This window comes from Pseudomonas sp. PDM01, from assembly GCF_014852325.1.
In the GTDB taxonomy this organism is placed as follows: domain Bacteria; phylum Pseudomonadota; class Gammaproteobacteria; order Pseudomonadales; family Pseudomonadaceae; genus Aquipseudomonas; species Aquipseudomonas migulae.
This window is the reverse complement of the sequence record NZ_JACVBK010000003.1, coordinates 198,228-210,044: the sequence shown is the minus strand read 5'-3', so window position 1 is coordinate 210,044 and position 11,817 is coordinate 198,228. Positions and strand designations below refer to the sequence as shown.

Annotated in this window: 8 protein-coding genes; 3 read left to right on the top strand and 5 right to left on the bottom strand. The window is 61.3% G+C overall.

Annotated features, from left to right (window positions below; translation table 11 throughout):
* Positions 1-7: 7 nt before the first annotated feature.
* Both parC and IB246_RS08875 read left to right on the top strand, forming a co-directional pair.
* On the top strand, positions 8-2,275 hold the full coding sequence (parC, locus tag IB246_RS08880; RefSeq protein ID WP_008027914.1) for a DNA topoisomerase IV subunit A: 2,268 nt from the start codon (positions 8-10) through the stop codon (positions 2,273-2,275).
* 177 nt (positions 2,276-2,452) lie between these two features.
* Positions 2,453-3,166: a membrane integrity-associated transporter subunit PqiC gene (locus IB246_RS08875; RefSeq protein ID WP_008027916.1), complete on the top strand. Its 714-nt coding sequence runs from the start codon at positions 2,453-2,455 to the stop codon at positions 3,164-3,166.
* A 252-nt stretch (positions 3,167-3,418) separates the two neighbouring features.
* On the opposite strand, the gene IB246_RS08870 is transcribed toward IB246_RS08875, so the two are convergent.
* Positions 3,419-4,939, bottom strand: coding sequence for an AhpA/YtjB family protein (locus IB246_RS08870; protein ID WP_008040413.1), 1,521 nt, complete (start codon positions 4,937-4,939; stop codon positions 3,419-3,421).
* A gap of 135 nt (positions 4,940-5,074) precedes the next feature.
* Here IB246_RS08870 and serB point away from each other — a divergent pair, with 135 nt between their 5' ends.
* A complete protein-coding gene (gene serB / locus IB246_RS08865; protein ID WP_008027919.1) occupies positions 5,075-6,289 on the top strand; it encodes a phosphoserine phosphatase SerB in 1,215 nt (404 codons plus the stop codon).
* Between the two features lie 120 nt (positions 6,290-6,409).
* Here the strand turns inward: serB and IB246_RS08860 are convergent, their stop codons facing one another.
* From IB246_RS08860 to IB246_RS08845, 4 genes are all read right to left on the bottom strand, one after another.
* Positions 6,410-8,191 (bottom strand): molecular chaperone, encoded by a 1,782-nt coding sequence (locus tag IB246_RS08860; RefSeq protein WP_192230013.1) that lies wholly within the window; start codon positions 8,189-8,191, stop codon positions 6,410-6,412.
* Positions 8,192-8,401: 210 nt separating this feature from the next.
* Positions 8,402-9,262, bottom strand: coding sequence for an archaetidylserine decarboxylase (gene asd, locus IB246_RS08855; RefSeq protein ID WP_008040415.1), 861 nt, complete (start codon positions 9,260-9,262; stop codon positions 8,402-8,404).
* Between the two features lie 18 nt (positions 9,263-9,280).
* Positions 9,281-10,096, bottom strand: a complete 816-nt coding sequence (locus IB246_RS08850; RefSeq protein ID WP_008040417.1) for a rhodanese-like domain-containing protein — start codon at positions 10,094-10,096, stop codon at positions 9,281-9,283.
* Positions 10,097-10,135: 39 nt separating this feature from the next.
* A complete protein-coding gene (locus IB246_RS08845; protein WP_008040419.1) occupies positions 10,136-11,674 on the bottom strand; it encodes an HDOD domain-containing protein in 1,539 nt (512 codons plus the stop codon).
* Positions 11,675-11,817 lie beyond the last annotated feature (143 nt).

Genomic DNA, 11,817 nt, shown 5'->3' with positions numbered 1-11,817 from the left:
GGCCCGCATGAGCGACTCCCTTGATCTCAGCCTGGACGGTGTAGAGCGCCGGTCACTGGCTGACTTCACCGAAAATGCCTACCTCAACTACTCCATGTACGTGATCATGGACCGTGCCTTGCCGCATATCGGCGACGGCCTGAAACCGGTACAGCGCCGCATCGTCTACGCGATGAGCGAGTTGGGGCTGGACGCCGATTCCAAGCACAAGAAATCGGCGCGTACCGTCGGTGACGTGCTCGGTAAATTCCACCCGCACGGCGATTCGGCCTGCTACGAAGCCATGGTCCTGATGGCCCAGCCGTTCAGCTACCGCTACACGCTGGTCGACGGCCAGGGTAACTGGGGTGCGCCGGATGATCCCAAGTCCTTCGCCGCCATGCGATACACCGAAGCGCGGTTGTCGCGTTATTCCGAAGTGCTGCTCAGCGAACTGGGCCAGGGCACTGCGGACTGGGGCCCGAACTTCGACGGCACACTCGACGAGCCATTGGTGTTGCCGGCACGTTTGCCGAACATCCTGCTCAACGGCACCACCGGCATCGCCGTGGGCATGGCCACCGACGTTCCGCCGCACAACCTGCGCGAAGTCGCGACCGCCTGCGTGCGTTTGCTCGATGAGCCAAAAGCCACGGTCGAACAGCTCTGCGAACACATTCAGGGTCCGGATTACCCGACCGAAGCGGAAATCATCACCCCGCGCGCCGACCTGCTGAAAATGTACGAAACCGGCAAGGGCTCGGTGCGCATGCGCGCCGTGTACCACATCGAAGACGGCGACATCATCGTCACCGCGCTGCCGCATCAGGTGTCTGGCGCCAAGGTGCTGGAACAGATCGCGGCCATGATGCAGGCCAAACCGTCCAAGGCCCCGCAGATCGCTGACCTGCGCGACGAATCCGACCACGAGAACCCGTGCCGGATCGTGATCATTCCGGGCGCACGGAAAAACTTCGACCACGACGCGCTGATGCAGCACCTGTTCGCCAGCACCGAGCTGGAGTCGAGCTACCGGGTCAACATCAACATCATCGGCCTGGATGGCAAGCCGCAGCTGAAGAACCTGCGTGCGTTGCTGGTGGAATGGCTGGAGTTCCGCGTTCAAACCGTGCGTCGTCGCCTGCAATTCCGCCTCGACAAGGTTGAGCGTCGCCTGCACCTGTTGGACGGTTTGTTGATTGCCTACCTCAACCTGGATGAAGTGATTCACATCATCCGCACCGAGGAGCATCCGAAAGCCGCCCTGATCGCGCGTTTCGCCCTGAGCGAAATCCAGGCCGAGTACATTCTGGACACCCGTTTGCGTCAGTTGGCGCGACTGGAAGAAATGAAGCTGCGCTCCGAGCAGGATGAACTGCTCAAGGAACAAGCCAAGCTGCAAGCCCTGCTGGGCAGCGAAGCCAAGCTGAAAAAGCTGGTGCGCACCGAGCTGATCAAGGATGCCGAAACTTACGGCGACGACCGTCGTTCGCCAATCGTCGAGCGCGCCGAGGCCAAGGCCTTGACCGAGCACGATCTGCTGCCGAACGAGAAAGTGTCCGTAGTGCTATCGGAAAAAGGCTGGGTCCGCTCCGCCAAAGGGCACGAAATTGACGCCACCGGGCTTTCCTACAAGGCAGGGGACGGTTTCAAGGCCTTGGCGGCCGGACGTTCCAACCAGTTTGCGGTGTTCATCGACTCCACCGGTCGCAGCTATTCGGTGGCCTCGCACACCTTGCCTTCGGCCCGTGGCCAGGGCGAACCATTGACCGGTCGTCTGACGCCGCCGCCAGGTGCGACATTTGAATGCGTGCTGATGCCGGAAGACGATTCGCTGTACGTGATCGCCTCCGATGCCGGTTACGGTTTCGTGGTCAAGGGCGAAGACTTCCAGGCGAAGAACAAGGCGGGCAAGGCGCTGCTGAGCTTGCCGAACAATTCGAAGGTCATTCTGCCGCGTCCGGTGGCGGATCGTGAGAACAACTGGCTGGCGTCGGTGACCACCGAAGGTCGCTTGCTGATCTTCAAAATCAGCGATCTGCCACAATTAGGTAAGGGCAAAGGCAACAAGATCATCGGGATTTCCGGTGAGCGTGTGGCCAGTCGCGAAGAATATGTCACGGACATCGCTGTGCTGCCGGATGGAGCCACCTTGGTGCTGCAGGCCGGAAAACGTACCTTGTCACTGAAAGCGGACGACCTCGAACACTACAAAGGTGAGCGTGGACGTCGTGGTAACAAACTTCCACGGGGCTTCCAGAGGGTAGATGCGCTGCTCGTCGAAAACCTCAATTAACCGCGCTAGAGCGCTCGATCTACGATTTAACGAGTAGATCGACGCTTTGCCGCTGGAGTCGGAACGCATATTCACGGATGATATGGCCTTTCCAAGCGCCGGCGTGGCCGAGCGTTCTTCATATTTATTGAGTATTTTCACTGTGGTGTGCCTTGTGGCAACCACCTGGATGGGACGATGACTGCTCTGCGCCTTCCTTTTATTTTGATGCTCGCTGGCGTTCTTGGCCTGGCGGGTTGCAGCGTTCACCAACCGGTGTCGCTGTATCAGCTGGACAGCGGAAGTCCGGCTCAGCCTGCGCAAAGCGCGGGCATGGCGGTATTGCTCGGCCCGGTAACGGTTGCCGATTACCTGCAGCGTGAAACGCTGTTGCAGCGTCAGCCGGATGGCAGTCTTCAGGCCTCGACCGATGGTCGTTGGGCCGGCAGCCTTTCTTCCGACATCGATCAACTGTTGCTGCGTCAGGTAGCGGGTCATCTGGACAGTCAACGTGTGGTGCTGGCGCCGGCGAGCGTGGGTTTCACGCCGGATGTTCAGGTACTGCTGACCATCACGCGCCTGGACTCGGGTGAGTCGCAACCGGCGATCCTCGATGCTCAATGGCGTTTGATCGACCGTCGCGGGCAGGTTCGCGATAACCGCATCGTTCATCTGCAAGAACAGCACGCGGGCGGTACAGCGGCGCAGGTTCAGGCTCAGGGTGTGTTGTTGCAGAAGCTCGCCGAACAGCTGTCGATCGCGCTCAAGCCATTGGCCAATCAGCCACCGATTGCAGAAGCGCCAAAAAAACCGGCGGCCAAGCCTGTGGCTCCGGCGACAGAGCAAGAGAAACAGCCGAAGATCCCGATGGCTGCGCCGATTCGTACGGATATGGAAGTGTTCAGGTTCTAAGGCCTGGATAGATTTCAAACAGAGCCCGCAGAGATGCGGGCTTTGTTGTTTCTGCGGGTTGGAATCTCCATCGCCTGTTCCGGCCTCTTCGCGGGCAAGCCTCGCTCCTACAGGTATTGCTTCGTACACAAATCGCGCGAACCACTCGAAACCTGTAGGAGCGAGGCTTGCCCGCGAAGGCATCAGGGCGGGCAACAAAAAAGCCCGCAGACAATCACTTGTCTGCGGGCTTCTTCACATCCGGGCTAAGGCTTACGCCCGACGCTCATGCATCCGCGCCAACTGTCGCTCCAGCATCGACGGATAAGGCTCCATCAACCGCTCCACGCAGCACGCACCCTCAGGGCTGGCAATCGGGCGGATCCGCGCACGCTGGCGAATCAGCGCGTCGTCACTGATCTTGCGCTCCACCAGCAGCAGATTGCGGCTGTGTTGCGACAGGGCCAGTGCGTCCTGGGCGGTTTCGGTCAGCAACAGGTCGATCTGGCTCAGGCCGAACAGCTCATCACCCAAGGTCACGCCCAGCTGCAATTGCAGGGTGATGCCGCTGTCGGCGACTTCGATCTGCAACTGATGGCCCAAGGCTCGCAGCAACTCGCCGCAGCAGATGGCGTTGGTCAGGTAGTCGTCGCCGCTGTCCTCGGTGTGGAACACCATCAGCGTGCTGCCATCGTTCAGGCTGTGCAGTTCGCCCTCATAGAGCGAGGCCGCCTGATCGAGGCAATCGCGATAACGTTTGAGCAGTTCTTCCAGGCGCGCCCGTGGCAGGCGGCGCAATTGATCCTGGGCGCCCAGTTGCACGGCTAGCACTGCGCTGTGTTGCGGCACGTTCGATACCGGCGTTCTGACTACTGGTTTCGCGGCTGTCGATTCGTCACGCAAATCGGCAAACGCATCGTCGTCATCTTCGTCTTCGACGGTGCTGACGATGTGCCGTGGCGCAGGTTTGAGGCTGGCGACAGGCTTGGTCTCGTCGAAACTCGGGTCGCGCAGGTTGCGCACTTCGAAGGACGGCTCGGCGTCATCGTCGTAATCGACGTCGTCGAACTCAGGTTCTGGTGCGGGCTCCGGCTCGGACGGTTCCGGCGCGAAGTTGGCGTGCAGCTGGCGAGCCAGGTCGCCGATTTCATCCTGACGGTCGGTGGCCGGGGTGTATTCGTCGATGTTGCGCAGCCACACGCGCAATTGCAGCAGCGGCGTGGAGATGTGCCGACCCAGGCGCAGGCTCAAGGCCAGCGACAGTGCCAACAGAATCGCACTCAAGATGCCCATGCTTTGCAGGCTGATGGTCATCGGCTGCTGGAACTGATCCATGTCCAGGCTGATGCGCAGTTGCCCGGCGGTCACGTCCTGGAAGGTGATCTTGCTCTGGTACATGCCCTCGGCTTCGCCCAGCAGGCCGTGCTTGGGACGCTGACCGGCTTCGGCGAGGATGCGGTTGTCCACGCTATAAATGGCGGCGTGGGCCACCAGCTTGTTCTTGGTCAGGTTGTTGAGCAGCACGTTGAGGCTGAGGATGTCGTTGGACACCAACAGCTCCGTGGCGGACGTGGCGGTCTGCGTGGTCAGGCTTTCGCCCAACGCATCTGCCTGCTCGTGCATGGCCTGCTTGAACTGCAAACCCATCACGCAGGCGTAGATCACCAGGGCCAGAGCGACCAGGATCACGTTATGGCTGGCGATGCGCAATGCAATCGGTACACGGCGGTGGCGCAGTGCACGGAAGATCAGCAGAAAGAAGTTATCGGTTTTAACTGGCGTGGGCCGGTTCACTTGAGCTCGGCTCTTTTGTCCGTGAAGTTGACGCGCAGTATAGCGACAGGCCCTAGACCGGCAAAGCGCTCACGGTGCCCGATGGTCACTGAAAGTGGGTAGAATGCGGTTTTTTTCCACCTGCGGGGGTGCGCCTTGCGCGAAATCGTCCTGATAAACATCACTGGTGAGGACCGTCCGGGTCTGACCGCGGCCATTACCGGCGTTCTGGCCCAGGGTGGTGTGAACATTCTCGACATCGGTCAGGCGGTGATCCACGACACCTTGTCGTTCGGCATCCTGGTTGAAATTCCTGACACCGAGCAAGGCAAGTCGGTGCTCAAGGACATCCTGTTCAAGGGCTATGAGCTTGACCAACAGGTGCGTTTCACGCCGGTGTCCGAAGAGGATTACCAGCAATGGGTCGGTAATCAGGGCAAAAAACGCCACATCGTGACGCTATTGACCCGCAAAGTGACTGCCGGGCAATTGCAGGCCGTGAGTTCGATCACCGCCAAATATGGCCTGAACATCGACCACATCGATCGCCTGTCCGGGCGCATGCCGCTGGATACCCCGGCCGATAAAGGCAAGGGCTGCATCGAGTTTTCCGTGCGTGGCGAAGCGGCGGATCCACAAGCGTTGCGGGCCGAGTTCCTCAGCGTCGCCCAGGAATTGAACGTCGACATCGCCTTCCAGGAAGATTCGCTGTTCCGCCGCAACCGTCGTCTGGCGGTGTTTGACATGGACTCGACGCTGATCGAAGCCGAAGTCATCGACGAACTGGCCAAGGCGGCCGGTGTGGGCGATCAGGTTTCGGAGATTACCGAGCGGGCGATGGCCGGCGAGCTGGATTTCCGTGCCAGCTTCAAGGAACGCCTGGCGTTGCTCAAAGGGCTGGATGTCAGCGTGCTGGATTCGATCGGTGCCTCGCTGCGCCTGACCGAAGGCGCCGAAACCCTGTTCGCCGAACTCAAGCGTCTGGGCTACAAGACCGCGATTCTGTCGGGCGGCTTCACCTACTTCGCCAAGCAATTGCAGGCCAAGCTGGGCATCGACTACGTGTTCGCCAACGAGCTGGAAGTGGTCGATGGCAAGGTCACCGGCGTGGCGGTCGAGCCGATTGTCGATGCGCAGCGCAAGGCGGATCTGCTGAAGGAGCTGGCGCACAAGGAAGGCTTGCGTCTGGAGCAGACCATTGCGGTCGGCGACGGCGCCAACGATTTGCCGATGCTGGCGATTGCCGGGCTGGGCGTGGCATTCCGCGCCAAGCCACTGGTCAAGCAATCGGCGAAGCAGGCGATCTCCACGTTGGGGCTGGATGGCGTGCTGTATCTGCTGGGCTTTCGGGATCGTGACGGGCAGCTCTGAGTCTTGTATTGACTGATAGGGCCTCTTCGCGGGCAAGCCTCGCTCCTACAGGTAATTGCGTACCCCTGTAGGAGCGAGGCTTGCCCGCGAAGGACGCACCGCGGTCTCAGGACTTCACCCTCAAAGCGTCTGCCACAACGAATCAAACTCCTCCTCGATACCAACCACGCCGCTCCCCGCGGCGTTGTCGTTTCTGGCGGCCTCAAGCGACCGATACGCAAACTGATTGAAGCTGTTGGTGCTCGACACCCGCCGATCCAGTCCGGCCCGGCGCTCCTCGCCGTTGGTGTTGATCAGCACCTTGTGCCCTTCCTGGAACGGCAGGCGCGGAGCGAGCAGGGTGGCCGGCAAATCTATCGCGCTGATGGCCGGCAGTAACAGGCCGCGCAGGTAGTGACTGTGGTCGTCCCGGGTGCGCACCAGTTGCAGGCCGCAAGGTTCGGCGTATGGCGCGACTTGCTCGATGCCCATCTGCGTGCCGCCGCCGCGAACCTGGCGGATCCAGCGCACCACCGCAATGCTCCAGCCTGCGCCCGCCGTGTCCTCGATGCCGACCATCTCGCCAGCCTGTAACTCGGCAGGTACAGCGTCAGGCCAGGCCAGGCAATAACCGCCCGGGCTGTGATTGATCACGGGCAGGGCGTACGTCGGAAAGTGGCGGTCGCTGGCTTCGTGACTGTCGTCATTCTGCAGCTGCCGGTATTCGATTTCTTCGTAGGGCAGCAGCGTGTCAGCGGTGCCGTGGGGCGCTGCGTCGAAGGCATGGCTCCATTGGTCTTTTTCCCGGAGCGCGGGCGATATCGCCGTGAACTGCGCACGGCGGGCGCCGGGGTTTTTCAGGATTTCGCTGAACGGGCGCTGCCCGCCCAGATAGAAATGCAGCGCGCTCATGCCCACGCACAAGGTCAAGGTGCCTTGACTGGCGGTGCGCTGGAAACTGCGCTCGACCGCCTGCCCCCACGCGGCCCTCAGGTGTTGCAGCGTATCCAGGCTCAGACCTGCCGGCACCGGGAGTGGCGACTCACCGTCGTTTTTTTCCAAATGGGCATCGATGGCTGCGACCAGCGGCTGCGGATCGAACCCCAGCAAACGCTCCTGTTGCCCGGGCCGGAATTTCGAGCGGTAACGCGGCCCGATGTCGAGTTCCGGGGCGATGGCAAACAATCCATCGGCCGGTGTTTCCGGTTGCAGCTTGATCAGTTTGCTCCACGGCTCCAGCACTTCGGCGAGCCGCGCGATCTGGTTCTGGCGCAGTTGATTGCAACGTGCGGCGCCCACTAGCAGGGCGACCACGTACGTCTGTTCGATGCTCAGGTTTTGCGTCTGGCTCGCCAATTCATCGCGCAGGTTCAGATGCTGCAGTCGAAGGCTACAGGCGATTCGATACAGCTGGTGCAGCTCCAGCCACACGCCTTCCGGCACCGGGCAATAGAGTTGGGTGGCGCGGATCAGTGATCCGTTGAGGCAATGCATCGCCCGTTGCAATGCCAGGGCCAGCAGCGGCGCACGGTCCTTGCTGAAGCGCGGCGTGATGCGCACGACGATCTGTTTATAGCCGATCGCCAAGTGGCTTTGCAGCGCCTGGCAGAGGTTGGCGATCTTGCTTGAACGCTCGTCGAGGGTAATCGACTGGTGCAGGAAATGCCGCTCCAGGTGTTTGCAGACGTAATACACCTCGGGTCTTAGCAGTTCGAGCAATTGCAGGCGATTGTCGCTGGGCGTCAGTAACTGGTTCAGTTCGCTCAAGCCCTGATAGAGCTGGCGAGCGGTTTCGCCGATGTTGGCTTTGGGCAGCTTGGCGATCCAGCGCTTGAGGTCGCGCGGGGTGGCTTCGCAGAACGACAGGCGCAACTGTGCGGGGACAGGGGTGCGCAGCTGAAGGTGGGGACTGGTCTCATTCATGCGGTGGACAAACTCCAACCGGGAAATGGGCAGTGAATGACCAGACTTTAGCAGCTATGTCTTGGGGGCGCGCATTGCAATGCCTGTTCACTGTAGGAGCGAAGCTTGCTCGCGAAGAGCCGGAGGACGCCGCGGATCATCAGACAGATCCCGGTTGTCATTGACGACCTTCGCGAGCAAGCTTCGCTCCTACAGTAGAGCAGCGTTGGATCAGGCTTTCGGCAGGCCCATGCCCTGGCCCATCTGCACCGGCGAACCGGCCGCCAGTTCTTCAGCCCACTGCACTTGATCCGGGCCGAACAGCACAACAGCCGTCGAACCCAGTTTGAAACGACCCAGTTCCGCACCTTTCTCCAGGTGGATCGGCGCACGGGCAGCTTCGTCGTAGCGGAAGGTTTTCAGCTCGCGTTTCGGTGGAGTTACCAGACCCGCCCACACGGTTTCGATCGACGCCACGATCATCGCGCCCACCAGCACCACGGCCATCGGCCCGCGCTCGGTGTCGAAAATGCACGCCACACGCTCGTTGCGGGCGAACAGTTCCGGAACGTTTTCCGCAGTGGTCTGGTTGACCGAGAAAATCCGCCCCGGAATGTAGACCATCTCGCGCAGCGTGCCGGCCAGCGGCATGTGCACGCGGTGGTAGTCTTTCGGCGACAGGTAAATCGTCGCGAAATCACCGCCCATGAACGGCGCTGCGTTGGCCGCGTCACCGCCCAGCAGTTCCAGCACGCTGAAGCTGTGGCCCTTGGCCTGGAACACGCGACCGTGCTCGATCGGGCCGAGCTGGCTGACCGCGCCGTCGGCCGGGCTGAGGATGGCGCCCGGGGTTTCGTCCAGCGGACGAGCGCCGTCTTTCAAGGCGCGGGTGAAGAACGCGTTGAAATGCTCGTAGGCGGTCAGGTCTTCGACCAGGGCTTGGGACATGTCCACCTGATAACGCTTGGCGAACCACGCGGTGAACGCATTCTTGAACCAGCGCACACGGCATTCGGCGATGCAGCCGGCCAGTCGCGAGAGCAAGTGGTGGGGCAGCAGGTATTGGCTGAGGATAAACAAACGCTTATTCATTAACTGTCCTTAAAAACCTTAAATCTCTACAGGCGTATCGGGATGGTTACCCCATTCGCCCCAGGAGCCGGCGTAGCCTTTGACCCGCGGATAACCGAGGGACTTGGCCACCAGATAGGTGAAGCCAGAACGGTGGTGAGTCTGGCAGTGGGTAATCACTTCTTTGTCTTTGCTGATCCCGAGTTGTTCGAGGATCTGCGGCATGTCCGTGCGGATGCGCAGGTTGCGCGTCCGGTCCATGCCCGCGGTCCATTCGAAATTGACCGCGCCGGGAATGTGTCCGCCCTTGGCCGCCAGGACTTTCTCGCCGGAGTACTCCAGCGGCCCGCGCGCATCCCAGATCGCCAGGTCGGCGGCGCCGAGACGGCTTTGCAGGTATTCGCGGGTGGCGGTGGGTTCGTCGTGCAGGGTCAACGCAACCGGGCCGCCGACCGCGGGCGGGATCTGGATCGACATCGGCGAGCCTTCCGCCAGCCATGCCGTCAGACCGCCGTCGACATAGTGATACTTGTGGTGGCCGATGACATCCAGCAACCAGATAAAACGCCCGGCCCAACCGCCGCCTTCGTCGTCATACACGACGTAGACCGCATCGGGGTTGTGGCCCAGCTCGCCGAACAACGCTTCGAGAGCCGCTTGCGGCGGCATCAGGCCCGGCGCCGGTGGCTGGCCGAGTTGCGTGCGTTTCGGATCGACGAAGCGCGCGCCGGGAATATGCCCTTCGGCATAGCGGGCGCTGCTGGTCAGGTCCACCAGAATCAGATCGCGGGCGTCGAGGCGAGAGAGCAAGTCGCTCGGTTCGATCACCAGCGGCAAGCCAGAGAAGTCAGACATGTGAGGTCTCCAGAGCACAAAGGGGAGGATTGTAGCGGGTCATTGGCCGCGATGGCTAAAGGTGTGCAGGGCTTTCTCGATGCACTGCGCGGTTTTGCCAAAGGCTTGCACGGTAATTTCGGAGAACGGCCCGCCGCCCTGGTCCGCCACCACGATCATGATCACGCGGCCGTTGTTGACCAGCGAGCGCAACAGCAGGTGTTCGCCACCGAACTGCGAGCGCAGGCTGGCCGGCAGCAGTGCCGAAAATTGTGCGTTGTTGGCCGGGGTCAGGCGTACCTGGGCTTGCTGCGAGAGCAGGCGTTGCAGCACGGTGCTTTGGCTGACCACGAAATTCAGGCCGGCCGTTTCTTTCGGCAACCCGGCAATCTGGTGCACGCGCAGATTGGCGTGCGTGCGGTCGGCCATCAGGATCATCACCCGGCGCATGCCACATGCAACCAGTGCGTCGCGGGCCGAGTTGGTCAAGTGCATGGCATTGGTGAAACGACTCGGCTCCACCAGCAGCTCGGCGCATTGTTTGCGCCACTTGGCCAGGTCCTCGGCGGTCGGCGCCGGGGCTGGCAGCAAACCGGCGTGCACACGGTTCATGCCCTGCGGCCAGAGCAGCGCGACGGCGGGGTGCCAGAGGTCTGGCATGGCGTGCTGGCGCGCACTGTTGGCGGCCTGCTGGTGAAGTTGCTGCTGCACCTCGTCCATCGGCATTTGCAGGTAAAGGCTGGTCAGGTACTGCCAGCGTTCACTGTGCGGACAGTCCCAGGCGTGCTGTGCCGACAGCGCCAGACCGTTGGCCAGCAACACCGTGTTGGCCGGCTGATTGAGCCAGCGGCGCAACGTCGGATCGTCATCGAGACGGTTCTGCTGGCGCAATGGATGATCGCTGTCGCGCGCGATGCGCAGGACTTTCACCAGTTCCCGTTGCTCATTGAGTAACAGCTTGTAACCCTGCTGCACCCAGTTCGGCAGGTGCCAGATTTCCACCAGGGCCTGACCGATTTCCAGCAGGCGTACGCCGAATAATTGTTTCTCGACTTTACGTGCGGACTCGCCCTTATGGATGACCCGCAGCTCCCATTCTTCGAGCAATTGCGGATGGGTCAACGCCAATGGCCATAGCGGCGATAAAAACAGCAGGCTGCCCCAGTGGATGTCCTGCCACAGCCGCGCCAGGCGAGCGGCGAAAAAGCCGTTGGCCTGTTGCGTCGCGTGCTGGCTGATCATCTGCAACTGACGCAGGGCCACGGGAATGTCCGATTCCGGCATCGCGGGCAGCCGTGCGAGCAGTTCTTCGGTGCGCTTCAAACCGAGGCGATTGATCGCCACCTCAAGGTTTTCCGCAGGCTCGGTCATGCTGCCGTGGGTGTGCCGGTTGGCTTCACGAATCACGCTCAAGGCCAGGGCGGGGCTGTCCTGCATCAGCTCGGCGATATCGCGCAACGAGCTGCGGTTGTCGCCGATGGCCTTGCAGACCCGGTCATGACTGCCTTGCGGAACGGGCAGGTGCACGCCGTCCAGAAGCTTTACCCAGCCTTGGAGAGTGTTTGGTTTTGGAGTTGGAACGTTCGTTTCGTTAGCCATGGTTGGACGCGATCATCGTCTGCATTACCTATGCCCGAAGTGGGCCAAATTGGCTTTTCGCCTGAACTGGCTATAGTCTGGCGCAGTTTTGCCGATAAGTAGAAGAAGAGATTTTTTAACTTCCGAATATGACCTTGAACCCG